Annotated in this window: 18 protein-coding genes; 8 read left to right on the forward strand and 10 right to left on the reverse strand. The window is 70.9% G+C overall.

Annotated features, from left to right (window positions below):
* Window positions 1-485: 485 nt before the first annotated feature.
* Complete coding sequence (locus CFW40_RS07400; protein WP_088797031.1) at window positions 486-1,136, reverse strand: DNA-3-methyladenine glycosylase; 651 nt, start codon at window positions 1,134-1,136, stop codon at window positions 486-488.
* 170 nt (window positions 1,137-1,306) lie between these two features.
* Here CFW40_RS07400 and CFW40_RS07405 point away from each other — a divergent pair, with 170 nt between their 5' ends.
* The 3 genes from CFW40_RS07405 (at window position 1,307) to CFW40_RS07415 (ending at window position 3,564) form a co-directional block, all read left to right on the forward strand.
* A complete protein-coding gene (locus CFW40_RS07405; protein ID WP_088797032.1) occupies window positions 1,307-2,089 on the forward strand; it encodes a sporulation protein in 783 nt (260 codons plus the stop codon).
* 42 nt (window positions 2,090-2,131) lie between these two features.
* On the forward strand, window positions 2,132-2,671 hold the full coding sequence (locus CFW40_RS07410; protein WP_088797033.1) for a YbhB/YbcL family Raf kinase inhibitor-like protein: 540 nt from the start codon (window positions 2,132-2,134) through the stop codon (window positions 2,669-2,671).
* 389 nt (window positions 2,672-3,060) lie between these two features.
* Window positions 3,061-3,564, forward strand: a complete 504-nt coding sequence (locus tag CFW40_RS07415; RefSeq protein ID WP_088797034.1) for an HNH endonuclease — start codon at window positions 3,061-3,063, stop codon at window positions 3,562-3,564.
* Window positions 3,565-3,612: 48 nt separating this feature from the next.
* On the opposite strand, the gene CFW40_RS07420 is transcribed toward CFW40_RS07415, so the two are convergent.
* The 4 genes from CFW40_RS07420 to CFW40_RS07435 all read right to left on the reverse strand — a co-directional run bounded on the left by CFW40_RS07420 (window position 3,613) and on the right by CFW40_RS07435 (window position 6,877).
* Window positions 3,613-4,380, reverse strand: coding sequence for a sulfite exporter TauE/SafE family protein (locus CFW40_RS07420; protein ID WP_088801957.1), 768 nt, complete (start codon window positions 4,378-4,380; stop codon window positions 3,613-3,615).
* A gap of 79 nt (window positions 4,381-4,459) precedes the next feature.
* On the reverse strand, window positions 4,460-5,398 hold the full coding sequence (locus CFW40_RS07425) for an SPFH domain-containing protein (RefSeq protein ID WP_030087611.1): 939 nt from the start codon (window positions 5,396-5,398) through the stop codon (window positions 4,460-4,462).
* 101 nt (window positions 5,399-5,499) lie between these two features.
* Window positions 5,500-5,913, reverse strand: coding sequence for an NfeD family protein (locus CFW40_RS07430; protein ID WP_088797035.1), 414 nt, complete (start codon window positions 5,911-5,913; stop codon window positions 5,500-5,502).
* 151 nt (window positions 5,914-6,064) lie between these two features.
* Window positions 6,065-6,877, reverse strand: a complete 813-nt coding sequence (locus CFW40_RS07435; RefSeq protein ID WP_088797036.1) for an ABC transporter ATP-binding protein — start codon at window positions 6,875-6,877, stop codon at window positions 6,065-6,067.
* A 90-nt stretch (window positions 6,878-6,967) separates the two neighbouring features.
* Here CFW40_RS07435 and CFW40_RS07440 point away from each other — a divergent pair, with 90 nt between their 5' ends.
* The gene (locus tag CFW40_RS07440) at window positions 6,968-7,774 is read left to right on the forward strand and encodes a hypothetical protein (RefSeq protein WP_088797037.1); all 807 of its coding nucleotides are present in this window, start codon (window positions 6,968-6,970) and stop codon (window positions 7,772-7,774) included.
* A gap of 105 nt (window positions 7,775-7,879) precedes the next feature.
* Here the strand turns inward: CFW40_RS07440 and CFW40_RS07445 are convergent, their stop codons facing one another.
* The 4 genes from CFW40_RS07445 to CFW40_RS07460 form a co-directional block, all read right to left on the reverse strand.
* Window positions 7,880-8,119: a chaplin gene (locus tag CFW40_RS07445; RefSeq protein ID WP_088797038.1), complete on the reverse strand. Its 240-nt coding sequence runs from the start codon at window positions 8,117-8,119 to the stop codon at window positions 7,880-7,882.
* 156 nt (window positions 8,120-8,275) lie between these two features.
* Entirely contained in the window at window positions 8,276-8,515 is a 240-nt protein-coding gene (locus CFW40_RS07450) for a chaplin (protein WP_088797039.1), read from the reverse strand.
* Between the two features lie 190 nt (window positions 8,516-8,705).
* On the reverse strand, window positions 8,706-9,428 hold the full coding sequence (locus CFW40_RS07455) for a response regulator transcription factor (protein WP_256331553.1): 723 nt from the start codon (window positions 9,426-9,428) through the stop codon (window positions 8,706-8,708).
* A complete protein-coding gene (locus tag CFW40_RS07460; protein ID WP_088797040.1) occupies window positions 9,421-10,566 on the reverse strand; it encodes a GAF domain-containing sensor histidine kinase in 1,146 nt (381 codons plus the stop codon). Before CFW40_RS07460 ends, CFW40_RS07455 begins: the two co-directional genes overlap by 8 nt.
* 185 nt (window positions 10,567-10,751) lie before the next feature.
* Here CFW40_RS07460 and CFW40_RS07465 point away from each other — a divergent pair, with 185 nt between their 5' ends.
* From CFW40_RS07465 to CFW40_RS07475, 3 genes are all read left to right on the forward strand, one after another.
* Window positions 10,752-11,678 (forward strand): SDR family oxidoreductase, encoded by a 927-nt coding sequence (locus tag CFW40_RS07465; RefSeq protein ID WP_088797041.1) that lies wholly within the window; start codon window positions 10,752-10,754, stop codon window positions 11,676-11,678.
* On the forward strand, window positions 11,678-12,808 hold the full coding sequence (locus CFW40_RS07470) for an S-adenosylmethionine:tRNA ribosyltransferase-isomerase (RefSeq protein ID WP_176956706.1): 1,131 nt from the start codon (window positions 11,678-11,680) through the stop codon (window positions 12,806-12,808). Before CFW40_RS07465 ends, CFW40_RS07470 begins: the two co-directional genes overlap by 1 nt.
* Before the next feature lie 412 nt (window positions 12,809-13,220).
* Window positions 13,221-14,003 (forward strand): transglycosylase SLT domain-containing protein, encoded by a 783-nt coding sequence (locus CFW40_RS07475; RefSeq protein WP_088797043.1) that lies wholly within the window; start codon window positions 13,221-13,223, stop codon window positions 14,001-14,003.
* Between the two features lie 91 nt (window positions 14,004-14,094).
* Here the strand turns inward: CFW40_RS07475 and CFW40_RS07480 are convergent, their stop codons facing one another.
* Window positions 14,095-16,668, reverse strand: a complete 2,574-nt coding sequence (locus tag CFW40_RS07480; RefSeq protein ID WP_088797044.1) for an FHA domain-containing protein — start codon at window positions 16,666-16,668, stop codon at window positions 14,095-14,097.
* Window positions 16,669-17,222: 554 nt separating this feature from the next.
* Here CFW40_RS07480 and serB point away from each other — a divergent pair.
* Complete coding sequence (gene serB / locus CFW40_RS07485) at window positions 17,223-18,470, forward strand: phosphoserine phosphatase SerB (RefSeq protein WP_088797045.1); 1,248 nt, start codon at window positions 17,223-17,225, stop codon at window positions 18,468-18,470.
* Window positions 18,471-18,587: the final 117 nt, after the last annotated feature.

Genomic DNA, 18,587 nt, shown 5'->3' on the forward strand with positions numbered 1-18,587 from the left:
GATGGAGACGGGGTATCAACATATCTGGCGTTGACTTTTGGCACGCTGTTGAGTTCTCAAGGAACGGACGCTTCCTTTGGATTCCCTCTCGGGTTTCCTCCGGGCGCTTCCCTTCGGTCTTGCGTTTCCAACCGTACCAGATCCGTTTCCGTGTCTGGCGCCCTGTTGGAGCGGGTCGGCCGTTCGGCTTTCGCTTTCCGGCCTTTCCGACTCTAGCAGATCCGGTTTCTTTCGATTCCGGGTCCGATATTCGTCGGAGGTCCACCGCGGGCAGTTATTTGCTGCTGCCCTTTCGGCGTGGTTACTACTTTAGCGGCTTTCCCTGGCGACTCATAATCGAGGCGCCGGGTCGAATTTCGGCAACGCGAAATAGGACCCGTCAGGGAGTCGATCGAAGTAGTTGGTTGTGCCGCCTGGCGGTCTGCGCGAATAGCGCTGCCCGTCTCCAGCGGCTCGGGCTACGTTAGGCGGTCGGCGACACAGAGTCAAGTAGCGGTGGTGGTGCGGCGCCGGGGGGTGTGGGGGCGGTAGGGGCTGACCGTGGGGTCGTCGGCGATCCAGTAGCGCCAGGGGTGGTCGGCTCCGCCGCCGCCGACGCCGGTGCGCGGGCCGCTGCGTACCAGCTCGGGGGCGGGCGGGCGGCCGTGCAGGACCGAGAGGGGGGCGGTGGCTTCGCCGCACAGGTCGGTGCCGTCGAGGGTGCGGTCGATGTCGAGGGCGGCGGCCAGGCGGGCCGGGCCCTTCGCCAGTTCATGCGTGTTGCGGGCCTTGGGGCGGCGGGTGGCCGCCAGGGACGCGCCGGTCAGGATCTCGCCGGCGCGCAGGAGGACACCGCTCGCCTTGTCCTCGGGTCCGCAGACCGCGTTGAGGCTGAACCACATCCCGTAGATGAAGTAGACGTACGCATGTCCGGGCGGGCCGAACATGGTGGCGTTGCGCGCGGTGCGGCCGCGGTAGGCGTGGGAGCCGGGGTCGGTTTCGCCGTCGTACGCCTCGACCTCGGTGAGACGGAGTTCGATCGGACCGTCCGGTGTGTTGCGGCGGAGGATGCGGCCCAGCAGGTCGGGGGCCACGTCCAGGACGGGACGGTCGAAGAAGTCGTGGGTGAGCGGCATACGTTCCGGTACGTCGGTCATGCGGATCGAGAGTAGTGCAGCCATTGGGGAGGTCGGCTGGCCATGGGGACGCCGGGGTTGGGAAAGTGTGGGCCGTGGAACCGGGTCGTACGGTTTCGCGTTCGTAGGGATCAAGCCGAGAGCTCGGCGTGCAATACACAGCACAGGCGTTCCGCCTGGGGAGGACGAGCATGGGATTCAAGAAGCTGCTGGCGAGCCTGGGCGCCGGGGGTGCGTCGGTGGAGACGGTGCTCTTCGAGGAGAACGTCGTCCCGGGTGGGGTCGTACAGGGCGAGGTGCGGATCCAGGGCGGGTCCGTGGCCCAGGACGTCCAGGGGCTGTCCGTCGGACTGCAGGCGCGGGTCGAGGTCGAGAGCGGCGACGAGGAGTACAAGCGGAACATCGAGTTCACCAAGGTGCAGCTGGGCGGCGCCTTCGCGGTGCAGCCAGGGGCGGCGCACACCGTGCCGTTCGGGCTGGAGATTCCGTGGGAGACGCCGATCACCACGTTCCTGGGGACGCATCTGCACGGGATGAACGTCGGGGTGACCACGGAGCTGGCGATCGCGCGGGCGGTGGACTCCGGTGACCTGGACCCGGTGAATGTGCATCCGCTGCCGGCGCAGCAGGCGATCCTGGACGCGTTCGGGCGGCTGGGGTTCCGTTTCAAGGCCGCCGATCTCGAGCAGGGGCACATCAGGGGAACGCGACAGCGGCTCCCCTTCTACCAGGAGATCGAGTTCTACGCGCCGCAGCAGTACCGGGGCCTGAACCAGGTCGAGCTGTCGTTCGTGGCGGACGACCGGGAGATGGACGTCGTCCTGGAGATGGACAAGAAGCCCGGTCTGTTCAGCGCGGGGTCGGACACCTACCGGTCGTTCACGGTCGGGCTGAACGACTTCGAGGGGACCGACTGGGCGGGTTACCTCAACCAGTGGCTGGCGGAGGTCGGCGGTAAGCGGAACTGGCTCTAACCTGGCCGGACAGGTGTCAGCAAGCGACCAGGAGGTGTTGCAGTGTCCGAGCTGAAGCGGCGGCCGCTCCCGCACGATTTCCATCCGCCGGTGCCGGAGTTCACGGTGCTGAGCGACGAGGTGGAGCCGGGCGGGACGCTGCGGCCGGAGCAGGTGTTCGCCGAGGGGAACCGTTCGCCGCAGCTGCGGTGGGAGGGTGCGCCCGCGGGGACGAAGAGCTACGCCGTCACCTGCTACGACCCGGACGCGCCGACGGGCAGTGGGTTCTGGCACTGGTCGCTGTTCGACATTCCGGCGTCGGTGACGGAGCTGCCGGCCGGTGCCGGGTCCGGGGAGATGAAGGGGCTACCCGAGGGCGCCGTGCATGTCCGTAACGACTACGGGACGCGGGACTTCGGGGGCGCGGCGCCGCCGCCCGGGGACGGTCCGCACCGTTATGTGTTCACGGTCTACGCGGTGGACCAGGAAAAGCTCGGTCCGGACGGGGATGCCTCGCCGGCGGTGGTGGGTTTCAATCTGCGGTTCCACACGCTCGGGCGGGCTCAGCTGATCGCCGAGTACGAGATTCCCGCGGCGGGCTGAGCGCCGTAATTCCGTTGCGCCCCGGCGCTTCCCACACGACAGTGGTTGCCGTGCCGCCGCCCCGTGAAAGGAGCGGCGGGCAGCAGGTACCGCAGTGGCGGGAGCGGCGGGGCGCAGGTGTGTCGCCCGCTGTTCGCCGGGGCCCGTATGCGTCTCGGGTGTCCTCATCGGCTGCCGTTCGCTCCGGGTCCCGGTAATTCACGGGGGTGGGACCCGGAGCGCACTCTTTTCCGCGGTCCGCGGGGTACCGCCGGTCCTTCTTTTTCATCTGCTGATCGCCCTCCATTTCCCTTGTGGCATGCGGAAATTGCGTTGTTCGGGGAATACCTGCCGCTGCACAGTGGAGCAGCTTCGCCGCGGGGGCGGAGCGGGTCCGGGAGGTGGGCGGGATGCGCGAGACGCTGGTGCTCAATGCGAGCTTCGAGCCGCTGTCGACGGTGTCGCTGCGGCGTGCGGTGGTGCTGGTCATGCAGGACAAAGCGGTCATCGAGCACGCTCACCCGGGGCTGCGGATCCGTGCCGCCGCGGTGGACGTACCGGTGCCGCGGGTGATCAGGCTCTGCAGGTACGTACGGGTGCCGTTCCGACAACGGGCGGCCTGGTCGCGGCGCGGGGTACTGGTGCGTGACCAGCACCGGTGTGCGTACTGCGGGCGCCGGGCGACGACCGTGGACCATGTCGTGCCGCGGTCGCACGGCGGTGGGGACACCTGGCTGAACACCGTTGCCTCGTGTGCGGAGGACAACCACCGCAAGGCGGACCGTACGCCCGAGCAGGCGGGGATGCAGCTGCTGCGGCGGCCGTTCGAGCCGACGCCGGCCGATGCGCTGCTGTCGACGCTGGGGGTGTCGGTGCGGGAGGGGCTGCCGGAGTGGCTGGCGCTGCCTGCGTAGGGCGCGGCCGGCCGGGCCGTCGGATGCCGGGCCCTCGCCCGACTCGCCTCATTTGAGGAGGAGTTGGGCGATGGCCAGCAGGCCGACGATGACGATGACGGCGCGCAGGGCGGTGGGCGGCAGACGGCGGCCCACCTTCGCGCCGACCTGGCCGCCGAGGGCGGACCCGACCGCGATCAGGCCGACGGCGGCCCAGTCGAAGTGCGCGACGAAGAGGAAGAAGACCGCGGCGACGCCGTTGACGATCGCGGCGAGGACGTTCTTGAGGGCGTTGAGGCGCTGCAGGTCCTCGGGGAGCAGCAGCCCCATCAGGGAGAGGTAGAGCACGCCCTGGGCGGCACCGAAGTAGCCGCCGTAGGCGCTGGCGAGCAGGAGTCCGGCCGGCAGGACGATGCCGCCGTCGCGGTGGGGGGTGGTGCCGTTGCGCTCGCGGCGGGCGCGGAGCGCGGCGGCCAGCTTGGGCTGGACGATGACCAGGACCAGCGCGACGGCGATCAGGGCGGGGACGATCGCGTCGAAGGCCTTCGAGGGCAGTGCGAGCAGCAGGATCGCGCCGGCCAGGCCCCCGATGAGGGCTACGACGCCGAAGCGGAGGATCCGGCGGCGCTGGCCGGCGAGCTCGCGGCGGTAGCCGATGGCGCCGCTGATCGAACCGGGCACCAGGCCGAGGGTGTTGGACACGTTCGCGGTGACGGGTGGCACGCCGAAGGCGAGCAGCACCGGGAAGGTGATCAGGGTGCCGGACCCGACGACGGTGTTGATCGTGCCGGCGCCGATTCCGGCGGCGAAGATGGCGACGGCTTCCCAGATGGTCACGCGGATCCCCCCGTGCATGAGCGGTGCGGTTTCGCCCGATCATGCACCAGGGCCCGGCAGTGTCGGTCGATCGGGGGTGTCAGTCGATCGGGGGTGCTTCGCGGTTCGGCGAGCTGGGCTTGGGGATGGAGCCGCCGCCGGTCGGCGGGGTGAAGTTGCCGAGGGCGCCGCCGAGGCCCTTGAGGGCGTCGCCGATCTCGCTCGGCACGATCCAGAGCTTGTTGGCGTCGCCTTCGGCGATCTTCGGGAGCATCTGGAGGTACTGGTAGGAGAGCAGCTTCTGGTCCGGGTCGCCGGCGTGGATCGACTCGAAGACCACCCGGATCGCCTGGGCCTCGCCCTCGGCGCGCAGGGCCGCGGCCTTGGCCTCGCCCTCGGCGCGCAGGATCGAGGACTGCTTCTCACCTTCGGCGGTGAGGATCTGGGACTGCCGGACACCTTCGGCCTGGAGGATGGCGGCGCGCTTGTCACGGTCGGCGCGCATCTGCTTCTCCATCGAGTCCTGGATGGAGGTCGGCGGCTCGATGGCCTTCAGCTCGACGCGGTTGACGCGGATGCCCCACTTGCCGGTGGCCTCGTCGAGCACGCCGCGCAGCGCCGCGTTGATCTCCTCGCGGGAGGTCAGGGTCCGCTCCAGGTCCATGCCGCCGATGATGTTCCGCAGGGTGGTGACGGTCAGCTGCTCGATGGCCTGGATGTAGCTGGCGACCTCGTAGGTCGCGGCGCGGGCGTCGGTCACCTGGTAATAGATGACGGTGTCGATGTTCACGACCAGGTTGTCCTGGGTGATCACCGGCTGCGGCGGGAACGGCACGACCTGTTCGCGGAGGTCGATGCGGTTGCGGATGGAGTCGATGAACGGGACGACGATGTTCAGGCCCGCGTTGAGGGTGCGGGTGTAGCGGCCGAAGCGTTCGACGATGGCGGCGCTGGCCTGTGGAATGACCTGGATCGTTTTGATGAGTGCGATGAACACGAGCACCACCAGGATGATCAGGACGATGATGATCGGTTCCACAGCGGCTCCCGTGCCCTTCGTTGCTGGTCCGCGCCGGCCGGTGACCGGCTTGCCATTGATCAGTCTTCCAGAGTCCTGGCTCGTCGCGCAGCGTGTTCGGGTCAGATGACGACGGCGGTGGCGCCTTCGATCTCGACGACGTCCACCTGCTGGCCGGGCTCGTAGACCTGGCTGCCGTCCAGGGAGCGGGCGGACCAGACCTCACCGGCGAGCTTGATCCGGCCGCCGACCCCGCCGTCGACCCGCTCCAGGACCGTGGCGCTCCTGCCCTTGAGCGCGTCGATGCCGGACGCCAGTTGGGGGCTCTGACCACGGTGTCGGTTGGCGAGGGGGCGTACGACGGCGATCAGCGCCACCGACACGGCGACGAACACGAGGAATTGCGGGACGGTGCCGCCACCGAGGCCTGCGGTGACGGCACCGGCGACGGCACCGACCGCGAGCATCCCGAATTCGGGCATCGCGGTCACGACGAGGGGAATACCCAGTCCTACGGCGGCGATCAGCCACCACACCCATGGATCCACGGCTTCATGGTAGATCCGCGCGGCGGCCCGGGACAGGGCGCGACCGGGGAGCGGCCGAAAGCGCGCGGTGCCGCGACCGCGTCCCCCGGACAAAGGCCGGGGGACGGCCCGTTGGGGAAGGCGGTCCGGCGACGGGCGGTCAGGTCAGGGGCAGGCCCTGCGCGGTCCAGCGGTCGTTGCCGTTGCGCTCGACGACCAGCGGGAGGCCGAAGCAGTGGGAGAGGTTGCTGGAGGTGAGTTCGAGCTCCAGGGGGCCGGCGGCCAGCACCTTGCCCTGACGGATCATCAGGACGTGGGTGAAGCCGGGGGCGATCTCCTCGACGTGGTGGGTGACCATGATCATCGAGGGGGCGTACGGGTCGCGGGCGAGCCTGCCGAGGCGGCGGACCAGGTCCTCGCGGCCGCCGAGGTCGAGACCGGCGGCCGGCTCGTCCAGCAGCAGCAGCTCGGGGTCGGTCATCATGGCGCGGGCGATCAGGGTGCGCTTGCGCTCGCCCTCGGAGAGGGTGCCGAACTTCCGGTCGAGGTAGTCGTTCATGCCGAGGCGGTCGAGGAAGGCGCGGGCGCGCTGCTCGTCGACGTCCTCGTAGTTCTCCTGCCAGTGCGCGGTCATGCCGTACGCGGCGGTGAGCACGGTCTGCAGGACGGTCTGACTGCGGGGCAGCTTGTCGGCCAGTGCGATGCCGGCGATGCCGATGCGCGGGCGCAGGTCGAAGACGTCGACCCGGCCGAGCTGCTCGCCGAGGATCGAGGCGCTGCCAGAGCTCGGGAAGAGATAGCTGGAGGCGAGGTTGAGCAGGGTGGTCTTGCCGGCGCCGTTGGGGCCGAGGATCACCCAGCGCTCCCCTTCCTTCACCGACCAGGAGACCTGGTCCACCAGAGCCCGTCCTTCGCGGACCACGGATACGTCCACCAGCTCCAGCACATCGCTCATGAGCGCGTTGTCTCCCATTGCTTCTCGGTCGTCGCGTACACCTGTAGGCGCAGCCCCCCTGCAAACCTACGCCACTCGTTGTCGGTGCTCTTCCCTAGGCTGGGGGCCATGCTCGATGAACCACGTTCAGGACGGCTCGCGGCATGGGGAAATGCCCTTTTGGCCGGACTTGTCTCACCTGATGAAGCCGCGCATCGGATCGCGGACGACGATGCGGTGCACCGCGTGGAGGGCCTGCCCGGGGAGGAGGCGCCGGTCGGCCTGACCCTCGCGCTGGGGCGGCTGCGGACGCTGGGGGCGAGGGGCCTGTGGGTGGCCCTGCCGGCTCCCGGGCATCCGCTGGGTCTGTGCGGGCCGCCGGAATTCAATGCGCGGGCGCTGGAGGCCGAGGAGGCGGTGCTCGCTCCGGGTGCCGGGCTGGGACTGATTCCGGAGAGGTACGAGGCCGGGCCGGAGGGCGGCACCGGACCCGATGTGCATGTGGAGGTGGTCTGGCGCTGCCTGCCGGTGCGCGAGGCGCCGCCGGCCGATGTGCCGTCGCTGGGTGAGGCGGAGCGGGAGCTGGCGGAGGCCCTGCGGGAGGCGACCGAGCTGCTGTCGACGCTGGATGTGGCCGGGGCCGGTCCGGTGGCGCAGGCTGCGCTGGCTGCGTACCGGGCGCGGGCGGAGGCCGGCCGGCAGGTGCTGGCTCCCGGGTACCCGCCGCGTGCGGTGCGGGTGCTGGAGCTGGCGCAGCGCGTCGGTGCGCTGATCGACATCGCGCAGCAGGCCGGCGGGGAGCACGGTGGCGCGGTGAGCTCGTCGGAGATCGCGGCCCGCGCCGAGGCGCTGCGGCCGGTGGAGCGGACGGCCCGGCGGGCGCAGGTGGCGGCGTACAACTCCGCGGTGGAGGAGCGGGAGCGGCACCGGGGGTGAACGGGACGGGCCCCGCCGGACCATTGTGTGGTCCGGCGGGGCCCTTGCCGACCGGGGCCGAATGCCTCTGGGCAGGCGAAGCCGTTCGGCCCGGGTCGGACAACCTCAGTTGTTCGCAGTGAAGTTGCCGACGGCGGGGTTGAGCACACCGATGACATTGACCGTGTTACCGGTGGCGTTCACCGGGACGTGCACGGGGACCTGGGCGAGGTTGCCCGAACCGATGCCGGGGGACTGCGTCGCCGCACCGGCGGCCTCGCCGGCGGCGAAGGCGGAACCGGCGGCCGCACCGAGGGCGAGTCCGGTGGTGGCGAGGACGAGGGCGGCCTTCTTGGCGGTGTTCATGGGACGTGTTCCTCACGTGGTGGCACAGTGCCGGAAGGACAGTGTCTGAGGGAGGGGACCGGCCGCGCGTCCATGGGCGGACGGGGCCGGTCCGGCGTGACCCGCGCGGACCATGGCGTCAGGCGGGTCAGGCGGATGCTGCGGGCGGGACTGCGCTCAGTGGTTGAGGCAGGGGTTGCCGAAGGTGGGGTTGAGCGCACCGATGGCGGTGACGGTGAGACCGCAGGCGTTCACGGGAACGTGCACCGGAGCCTGGACGGAGTTGCCGGAGACGATGCCCGGGGAGTGGTCCGCACCGCCGGCGGCCTGCGACTGCGCCGAGGCGACACCGGCGCCCGCGAGGGCGAGACCGCTCGCCACCATCGTGATGGCCGCTGCGCGCTTGATGTTCTTCACTTCTCTAGCTCCTCGTTGCCGTTGCCGTGGCCAGCCGCCACGACTGCACTGGACAACGGCACGGACCGAGAAGGGATACGCCGAATGGGCTATGGCTACACGACAGTATGAATCTCGGATCTGAAGACGACATTCCGCTTGTGTCGGCGGTAGAGGAGCACCGTCGTACCCGGCGCTCCCCCACGGGCGTTCAGGCCCCGATGCCGTGCCGTACGGCCCACAGTGCGGCCTGCGTCCGGTCGGCGAGGTCGAGCTTCATCAGGATGTTGGAGACATGGGTCTTGACGGTCTTCTCGGACAGCACCAGCGCGCGGGCGATCTCGCGGTTGGAGCGGCCGTCCGCGATCAGGCCCAGGACCTCGCGCTCCCGGTCGGTGAGGGAAGTGCCGCGCCCCTGGCCGCCATTGTTCTCCTCCTGGGACAGCAGTGCGCCGGCCACCTCGGGCTGCAGCAGGACATGGCCCGCGTGGACCGAGCGGATGGCGCCGGCCAGCGCGTCCGGGTCGATGTCCTTGTAGACGTAGCCGGCCGCGCCCGCACGCAGCGCCGGGACGACGGTGCGCTGTTCGGTGAAGCTGGTGACCACCAGCACCCGGGCGGGGTTGTCCAGTTCGCGCAGCGTGCGAAGCGCCTCGATGCCGTCCATGCCGGGCATCTTGACGTCCATCAGGACGACGTCCGGGCGCAGCTCTTCGGCGGCGGCGATGCCCTCGGCGCCGTCGGAGGCCTCCCCCACCACCTCGATGTCGTCCTGGACCTCCAGGAACGTCCGCAGCCCGCGGCGCACGACCTGGTGATCGTCGACCAGCAGTACGCGGATCGCCGGGCCGCCGCCCGCGGTCCGCCGCCCGGCGGCCGCCCCTGATCCGTCCGCGGGAATCCCCATCGCGCCGCTCCTGTCCGTGTCAGCCACCGGGCACCTCCATCTCGACAGTGGTGCCCTTACCGGGCTCCGATTCCACGGTGAGCTTTCCACCGACGCCGCTCGCGCGGTCGCGCATCGAGACCAGACCCAGGTGGCGGCCGGCCCGGCGGACCGCGCCGGGGTCGAATCCGCAGCCGTCGTCGGCGATCCGCAGCAGCGCGCCCTGGCCGTTGCGGGTGAGGGTCACCTCGACCAGCTCGGCGCCGGAGTGCCGCAGGGCGTTGTGCAGCGCCTCCTGGGCGACCCGGAGCAGCGCCTCCTCCTGGGCGGCGGGCAGCGCCCGGACGCTGTGGGCGGCGAAGGTGACGCGCGCGCAGTGGGCCCGGTCCAGGACCTGGGCCTGGGAGCGCAGGGTGGCGACCAGGCCGTCCTCGTCCAGGGCGGCGGGGCGCAGTTCGATGACGGCGGCCCGCAGTTCGTCGGCGGCCTCCGCGGCCAGCGCGGTGACCTGGTGCAGCTCGTCCTTGGCGCGTGCCGGGTCGCGGTCGACCAGGGCGGTGGCGGCCTGGGCGGTGAGGCGGAGCGAGAAGAGCTTCTGGGCGACCGCGTCGTGCAGTTCGTGGGCGAGCCGGGCGCGCTCGCCGGCGATGGTCAGTTCGCGGCTGCGCTCGTAGAGGCGGGCGTTGGTCAGGGCGATGGCGGCGTGCTGGGCGAGTATCCCGAGCAGCCGCTCGTCCTCCTCGGTGAAGCCACAGCGACCGTCCTCCTTCGGGCAGCGCTTGTTCGCCAGGAAGAGGGCGCCGAGGATCTCGTCGCCGTCGGCGACCGGCAGGCCGAGGAAGTCGGACATGTCCGGGTGGGCCGACGGCCAGCCGCCGAAGCGGGGGTCGGCACGGACGTCGGCGAGCCGTTCCGGGGTGGCGTTGTGCAGCATCGCGGCGAGGATGCCGTGCTGGCGGGGCAGCGGGCCGATGGCCTTCCACTGCTCGGCGCTGACGCCGTCCACCACGAACTGCGCGAAGCCGCCGTGGTCATCGGGCACGCCCAGGGCGGCGTACTCGGCGTCCAGCAGCTCGCGGGCCGAGGCCACGATCGTCTTGAGGACGTCGCGCACCTCCAGATGCCTGCTCATCGCCAGGATCGCGGTGCTCACCGCGGGGATTCCGGCTCCCGGTCCGTTGGTCATGGGCTCACCGTACCGGCGGCGCGACCAGCGCGTATCGGTCCGGCGGCGGCCCCCGCCTACGCCGCCCGGCCTAGGCCGAATGCCCTGGCCACGGCCGGTCCGGCGGCCGACGTCCGGGGGCTCGCGGCGTTCCTACGGTGAGGACGGGGCCGGGATCCCGGTCCGGACCGAAAGGGGACGCGATCATGCCGGTGGCGGTCATCACGGGGGCATCGAAGGGACTGGGCCGGGCGCTCGGCGCGGCGCTGGCGGCACGGGGGTGGGACCTGGTCGTGGACGCCAGGTCGGCCGGGCCGCTGGAGGACGCGGCGGGGGAGCTGCGCGGGGCGGGGGTGCGGGTGGTCGCGCTGCCCGGGGATGTGACGGACCAGGGGCACCGGGAGGCGCTGGTGGCCGCGGCCGGTGCGCTGGGCGGGCTCGATCTGCTGGTGAACAACGCGAGCGCACTGGGGGCCGAGCCGCTGGCACGGCTGGCGGACCATCCGCTGGACGGGCTGCGGGCGGCGCTGGAGGTGAATGTGGTGGCACCGCTCGGACTCGTCCAGGAGGCTTTGCCGCTCTTGCGGAATTCCTCCTACCTGCACTCGTACGAGGAAGTTATCCCTTTCACGGGGAACACTCCTTATATAGAGGATGTCGAAAATGAAGCGTCATACGATTCACACCCTTACATCGAGAATGCCCGAAATGCCGGAACGTCCGATTCACCCACCTATGAGGCAGTAAGCGGTGCGACCATCGGGGCGAAAGGGACATTTGCCCGTACGGGCGGGGCGGTGCTCAACATCAGCTCGGACGCGGCCGTCGAGGCGTACCCGGCCTGGGGCGGGTACGGCGCCACGAAGGCGGCGCTGGACCAGCAGTCGGCAGTGCTCGCGGTGGAGGAGCCGGAGCTGCGGGTGTGGTGGGTGGACCCGGGTGACATGCGGACCGATCTGTATGCGGCCGCCGTACCGGACGAGGACACGTCCGGGCGGCCGCTGCCCCGGACCGTGGTCCCCGGACTGCTGCGCCTGCTGGACGACCGGGCACCCAGCGGGCGGTATCACGCGGCGGCCGGGGCGGGCCCGTCCGGCGGGGTGCCCGCGTCCGACGGGGGGAGCTCCCGGTGATCACGGAGGCGGTACAGGTCCCGTCGGAGCTGTCGGCCGGGGTGCCGGCCGAGCAGCGGGGGCCCGGTCTCGGCCGGGACGCCGTACGGCTGATGGTGAGCCGGGGTGCGGCGGAGCCCGGCCACCACGGCTTCGGTGAGCTGCCGGATCTGCTGGCGGCCGGGGACGTGCTGGTGGTGAACACCTCGCGGACGCTGCCGGCCGCGGTGGACGGCCGGGTCGGCGACGGCCGGGGGCGCGGTGAGCCGGTGGTGGTGCACTTCTCCACGCGGGCGGACCGGTGGCACCCGGCGGGCCGGGCGGTGGACGGCTGCTGGGCGGTGGAGCTGCGGAGTCCGGATGGGCGGGGCAGCACCGTGCCGCGGGCGGGCGGCCCGGCCGGCACGGTGGTGCGGCTGCCCGGCGGGGCGCGGCTGGCGTTTCAGGCCCCGCTGGACCCCGGGAGCGCCCGGCTGTGGTGGGCGCGGGTGGCGGGCGCGGAGGTGCACGGGCTGCTGCGGCGCCACGGGCGGCCGATCCGCTACGGCTACACGGACCGGGACCAGCCGCTGGAGGCGTACCAGACGGTGTTCGCGGTGGACTCCCCCGGCGCCGGCAGCGCGGAGATGCCGAGTGCCGCCCGGCCCTTCACCGCCGCGCTGGTGGCGCGGCTGGTCAGCAAGGGGGTGCAGTTCGCGCCGGTCTCGCTGCATACGGGGGTCGCCTCGGCGGAGGCGTTCGAGCCGCCGTATGCGGAGCGGTTCGTGGTGCCGCCGGTCACGGCGTGGCTGGTGAACGCCGCGCGGGCCCGGCGCAGGGCGGCGGCGCGGCGGCAGCGTCCGGGCACCCCGGCCGGGCGGATCGTGGCGGTGGGGACCACGGCCGTACGGGCCCTGGAGTCGGCGACCGGTGCGGACGGGCGGGTGCGGGCCGCGGCCGGGTGGACGGAACTGGTGGTCACGCCGGAGCGCGGGGTGCGGGCGGTGGACGGCCTGCTCACCGGGCTGCATGAGCCCACCGCCTCCCATCTGCTGATGCTTCAGGCGGTGGCGGACGACGGGGAGGCGCTGCGCCGGGCCTACGCGGCGGCGGTGCGGCGGCGCTATCTGTGGCATGAATTCGGCGATCTGCATCTCGTGCTGCCCGACTGAATTCCGGGTGCGGAGGCTGTGCAGAAGCGGCGCCCCGGTCGGGCCGGGTGGCCGGGGTAATCCAGGATTCCGTCGCAGGGTTCGGGCGGGGATGTGACGCATACGGACTGTGCGTTTGCAATTACGTCCGGCGAGACAAACACCGTCGCACTGTGACGCCGCACATAGGACGCAGGTCACTTACGAGCCGGGTTAGTGGACCTCTCATTACTGCGTGAGCTGGGAAAGTCCTCTTCGGGACGCAATATCCGCCGCCAGGGTTCCACTAAGCCGGATCGTACGTCACACCTTTGCCGGGGGAATTTCCGGCCGCTAAGAATGGCCCCGTCGCTCGGCGCCGTGAAGGGAATTACGGCGTTCGCCACCATTCCGGGCCCGTGCGGCGTCCCCCCATCGGAAGGTCTGTCCCGCCATGCCTCAGCACGCCACTTCTGGTCTCCGCCGCCTGACCCGGATGCAGAAGCTGTCCGTCGCCGGTGTCGCCACCGCCGGTGCCGCAGCTCTGGTCTTCACCACCGTTCCGGGCACCGACGCCGATCAGGGCGCGGCGCAGGCCACCACTGTCGAGAACGTGAAGCCGGTCGCCTTCAGTGCGGTCGGTACCGCCGCCAAGGCCCAGCAGGCCACGATCGCCCAGCAGGCCAACAGCTCGGCCGCCAAGGGCCAGGCGGAGGCGGCCGCGAAGAAGGCCGCGGCCGTCAAGGCCGCCAAGGCGAAGGCCGCCGCCGTGGCGAAGGCCCAGGCCGAGAAGGCGCGCGCCACGAAGGCCGCCGCGAGCCGGTCCGCCGTACGCACCGCGATCCCCGCCGCGGCGAAGCCGGCCGTGAAGCCGGTCGCCGCGAAGACCGCCGCCAAGCCGGCCGCCAAGACCTACCCGGACAACCTGGACGGCTGGATCCGCGAGTCCCTGGCCATCATGGCCAAGAAGGGCATCCCCGGCTCGTACGAGGGCATCCACCGCAACATCATGCGCGAGTCCAGCGGTAACCCGATGGCCATCAACAACTGGGACATCAACGCCATCAACGGCACCCCGTCCAAGGGCCTGCTGCAGGTCATCGCGCCGACCTTCAAGGCGTACCACGTCGAAGGCACCTCCTGGAACCTGTACGACCCGGTCGCCAACATCACCGCCGCCTGCAACTACGCGGCCGCCAAGTACGGCTCGATGGACAACGTCAACTCGGCGTACTGAGCCACCGGTTCAGGCAGTCCGCCATCGCGCACACCGCCGAGGGGCGGCACCCGGTCTCGGGTGCCGCCCCTCGGGCGTGCGGTGCGCGGTACTACTTGCGCATGACCTCGGGTTCGTGGCGGCGCAGCAGCCGGGCGACGACGAAGGCGAGCCCGACGCCCAGACTGATCAGGATGATCATGTCCATCACATAGACGCCGGTCTGGTGCTTCCACAGCGGGTCCGGATTTCCCGGCTCCCAGGGCAGCAGGGTGTTCATATCGGCGGTGGCGCCCATCGCGGCGACGGCCCAGCGCGAAGGCATCAGCCAGGCGAACTGTGCGACACCCGGGGTGTCGAAGAGCTGGAAGAGCACACCGGTGAAGACCACCTGGACGATGGCGAACATGACCAGCAGCGGCATGGTCTTCTCCGCGGTCTTCACCAGCGCCGAGATGATCAGGCCGAACATCATCGAGGTGAAGCCGAGCGCGATGATCGCCAGCGCCAGTTCGATCGCCGGGGCCTTCGCCACGATCAGGCCCTCGGAGGGCAGATTCCGGGTCCAGAAGCCGATCGTCGCAATGATCCCGCCCTGGAAGGCCGTGACCACCCCGAGCACGATCACCTTGGACATCAGATACGCCGACCGCGACAGGCCGGTGGCCCGTTCGCGTTCGTAGATCACCCGTTCCTTGATGAGTTCGCGCACCGAGTTGGCGGCACCCGAGAAGCACATGCCGACCGCGAGGATCAGCATGATGGTGCTCGCGTCGCGGTTGGTGCGGCCCTTGGCCAGCGGGCCGTAGCCGAGGCCGTAGTCGCTGGGGATCAGCATCGAGACCACACCGAGCACCGCGGGCAGGACGACCATCAGGCCCAGGAAGCCCCGGTCGGAGGCGAGCACCGAGACATAGCGGCGCATCAGCGTCCACAGCTGCGAGCCCCAGCTCTGCGACTTGTGTATCCGGGTCGGCGGCACCTGGACATTGACCGACTGCGGGGCGACGGAGTCGATGTCAGCGGCGTACATCTGGTAGTGCGGGGAGCCGCGCCAGCGCCCCATCCAGTCGTAGTCGCGGTAGTTCTCGAACGCCGAGAAGACATCCGCCCAGGTGTCGTACTGGAAGAAGTTGAGCGCTTCCTCGGGCGGGCCGAAGTAGGCCACGCCGCCGCCCGGGGCCATCACCAGCAGCTTGTCGCACAGCGCGAGTTCGGCCACCGAGTGCGTGACGACCAGGACCGTACGGCCGTCGTCGGCGAGGCCGCGCAGCAGCTGCATGACATCGCGGTCCATGCCCGGGTCGAGACCGGAGGTCGGCTCGTCCAGGAAGATCAGTGACGGCTTGGTCAGCAGCTCCAGGGCCACCGACACCCGCTTGCGCTGGCCGCCGGAGAGCGAGGTGACCTTCTTGTCCTTGTGGACGTGGAGCTTGAGCTCGTGCAGCACCTCGTCGATCCGGGCCTTGCGCTCGGCGTCCGCGGTGTCCCCGGGGAAGCGGAGCTTGGCCGCGTACCGGAGGGCCTTCTCGACGGTCAGCTCCTTGTGCAGGATGTCGTCCTGCGGGACCAGACCGATGCGCTGGCGCAGCTCGGCGAACTGCTTGTAGAGGTTCCGGTTGTCGTAGAGGACATCGCCCTGGTTGGCGGGGCGGTAGCCGGTCAGCGCCTTGAGCAGCGTCGACTTGCCGGAGCCGGACGGGCCGATGACCGCGACCAGGGACTTCTCGGGGACGCCGAAGGAGACGTCCTTGAGGATCTGCTTGCCGCCGTCGACGGTGACGGTGAGGTGGCGGGCCGAGAAGGAGACCTCACCGGTGTCGACGAACTCCTCGAGGCGGTCGCCGACCATCCGGAAGGTGGAGTGGCCGACGCCGATGATGTCGTTCGGCCCGACCGGCGCCTTGCCGGACTTGGGGACCGGCTGGCCATTGATGTAGGTGCCGTTGTGACTGCCGAGGTCGTGGATCTCGAACCGGCCGTCGGGGGTGGCGCGGAACTCGGCGTGGTGACGGGAGACCTGGAGGTCGGAGACGACCAGCTCGTTCTCCAGCGCACGGCCGATGCGCATCACCCGCCCCGAGTCGAGGCGGTGGAACGTGGTCGGGCTGCGGTCGCCGTGGACCGGGGCGCCGGCCTGCGGGGACTGCCGGGCCTGCTGCGGGGGCACGGCCTGCGAGGGCTGCTGGGCCTGCTGGGCCTGCTGCGGTGGGACGTACGGCTGCTGCTGGTCCTGCGGCGCCTGCCAGCCCTGCTGGGCGGGCGGCTGGTGGTGGCCCGGCGGCTGCTGCGCGGGGGGTGCCTGCCAGCCCTGCGCGGGCTGCTGCTGCGGCGCCCTCGCGGCCTGCGCGGCCTGCGCACCGAACGCGTCGGCGGCCTGCGCCCCGCCGGACAGGGTCACCCGGGGACCGTCGGTGGCGTTGCCCAGATGCACGGTGACACCGGGGCCTATCTCCATCTGGTGGATCCGCCGGCCCTGGACATACGTGCCGTTGGTGCTGCCCTGGTCTTCGATGAGCCAGCTGTGGCCGGCCCAGCGCACGGTGGCGTGCCGCCAGGAGACCCTGGCGTCGTCGAGCACCATGTCGCCCTGCGGATCACGGCCCACGTTGTAGGACCGGGACGGGTCGAGCGTCCAGGTCCTTCCGTTCAATTCGAGTACGAGTTCAGGCACTCCACGCCCCATTACATAGTCCCCCGAGTGACGCCCTGTATGGGAAGTCCAGGGATGGTGAACATCGTGAGGAACTATTTCAGGCTCGGCCCGTGGACCGGTAACCGGGACGGCGCCGGGGTGCAGGTTGCGTGTGCCGGTGCCCGTCAAAGACCCCCGGAGCGCGGGAAGCACCCATGGACACCCAGAGATCACCGGATAGCGGGTGTTCCGGACGGAAGGGGCTCCGGCGGGAGCGGCACGGCCCGCCGTCGGCGCCCTGCACGTCCGGGGTGGAGGCCGCATGATGGGAGGAAGCGGAGATACGTACCTGACCGACCGCTCGGTCTGTCGCGTCCGTGCACCGCCGGCGTACCGAACCCGTCGCCCCGGCAGGCGGGTTGGCGCGCCGGGGCAGATGCCCTGGTCGGGCGACGCGGGGTGAGCCGGACACGACTCGATAACGATCGACGGGCAGCCGGGGCCAGAGGCACAGGGGTGCGGGGCGCGGCGGGACCGGGCCGCACGGGTCCGAACCCCGGACACCCGTACGGCCGCGACCGCCCGGCGGTTACCGTAAGGGCACCATGAGCGCATCGCAGATCCCGCCTGCCACCGCCGTACCGGGCGATGACCTACCGACCCTTCTCGTGAAGATCTTCGGGAAGGACCGGCCCGGCATCACCGCAGGTCTCTTCGACACCCTCGCCGCCTACTCCGTCGATGTCGTGGACATCGAACAGATGGTGACCCGGGGGCGCATCACGCTGTGCGCGCTGGTCACCGCCCCCTCCCCCGCCGAGGGCTCCTCCGGCACCTCCGAAGGCGACCTGCGGGCCACCGTGCACAGCTGGGCCGAGTCGCTGAACCTCCAGGCGGAGATCATCTCCGGCCGCGGTGACAACCGCCCGCGCGGCACCGGCCGTTCGCATGTCACCGTGCTCGGGCATCCGCTCACCGCGGAGACCGCCGCCGCGATCGCCGCCGCCATAACGGCCACCGGCGGCAACATCGACCGCATCTTCCGGCTTGCCAAGTATCCGGTGACCGCCGTCGAGTTCGCGGTGTCCGGTGCGGCGACCGAGGCGCTGCGCAGTGTGCTGGCTCCCGAGGCCGCGCGGCTCGGCGTGGATGTCGCGGTGGTGGCGGCCGGGCTGCAGCGCAGGGCGCAGCGGCTGGTGGTCATGGACGTCGACTCGACGCTCATCCAGGACGAGGTCATCGAGCTGTTCGCGGCGCACGCCGGCTGTGAGGCCGAGGTCGCCGAGGTCACCGCCGCCGCGATGCGCGGTGAGCTGGACTTCGAGCAGTCGCTGCACGCCCGGGTCGAGCTGCTCGGCGGGCTCGACGCGTCCGTGGTCGAGGCCGTGCGCAAGGAGGTGCGGCTCACCCCCGGGGCCCGCACCCTGGTACGGACCCTCAAGCGGCTCGGCTATCAAGTCGGCGTCGTATCGGGCGGTTTCACGCAGGTCACCGACGCGCTCCAGGAGGAGCTGGGGCTGGACTTCGCCTCGGCCAACACTTTGGAGATCGTCGGCGGGAAGCTCACCGGCCGGGTCACCGGCGACATCGTGGACCGGGCCGGCAAGGCGCGGCTGCTGCGGGAGTTCGCGCAGCAGGCCGGGGTGCCGCTCGCGCAGACCGTGGCGATCGGGGACGGTGCCAATGACCTCGACATGCTCAACACGGCCGGGCTCGGTGTCGCCTTCAACGCCAAGCCGGTGGTGCGGGAGGCGGCGCACACCGCGGTGAACGTGCCGTTCCTGGACACCGTGCTGTATCTGCTGGGGATCACCCGCGAAGAGGTCGAGGCGGCGGACACGCTCGTCGGCTGAGCGGCCCGGTCCGGTGGTCCGGCCCGGCCCCTCCTGATCGGCCCGGCCCGGTCGACACGCCCGGTCGGCACGGCCGCGGCAGGGACCGCCGCCCGGCAAAGGGCAACGACGGACAGA

It is taken from the genome of Streptomyces sp. 2114.4, from assembly GCF_900187385.1.
In the GTDB taxonomy this organism is placed as follows: Bacteria; Actinomycetota; Actinomycetes; order Streptomycetales; family Streptomycetaceae; genus Streptomyces; species Streptomyces mooreae.

Coding starts and splice junctions, on each gene's coding strand:
- CFW40_RS07400 (WP_088797031.1), bottom strand. CDS start 1,136: ATGACCGACGTACCGGAACGTATGCCGCTCACCCACGACTTCTTCGAC.
- CFW40_RS07405 (WP_088797032.1), top strand. CDS start 1,307: ATGGGATTCAAGAAGCTGCTGGCGAGCCTGGGCGCCGGGGGTGCGTCG.
- CFW40_RS07415 (WP_088797034.1), top strand. CDS start 3,061: ATGCGCGAGACGCTGGTGCTCAATGCGAGCTTCGAGCCGCTGTCGACG.
- CFW40_RS07435 (WP_088797036.1), bottom strand. CDS start 6,877: ATGGGAGACAACGCGCTCATGAGCGATGTGCTGGAGCTGGTGGACGTA.
- CFW40_RS07440 (WP_088797037.1), top strand. CDS start 6,968: ATGCTCGATGAACCACGTTCAGGACGGCTCGCGGCATGGGGAAATGCC.
- CFW40_RS07445 (WP_088797038.1), bottom strand. CDS start 8,119: ATGAACACCGCCAAGAAGGCCGCCCTCGTCCTCGCCACCACCGGACTC.
- CFW40_RS07460 (WP_088797040.1), bottom strand. CDS start 10,566: ATGACCAACGGACCGGGAGCCGGAATCCCCGCGGTGAGCACCGCGATC.
- CFW40_RS07465 (WP_088797041.1), top strand. CDS start 10,752: ATGCCGGTGGCGGTCATCACGGGGGCATCGAAGGGACTGGGCCGGGCG.
- CFW40_RS07475 (WP_088797043.1), top strand. CDS start 13,221: ATGCCTCAGCACGCCACTTCTGGTCTCCGCCGCCTGACCCGGATGCAG.
- CFW40_RS07480 (WP_088797044.1), bottom strand. CDS start 16,668: ATGGGGCGTGGAGTGCCTGAACTCGTACTCGAATTGAACGGAAGGACC.
- serB (WP_088797045.1), top strand. CDS start 17,223: ATGAGCGCATCGCAGATCCCGCCTGCCACCGCCGTACCGGGCGATGAC.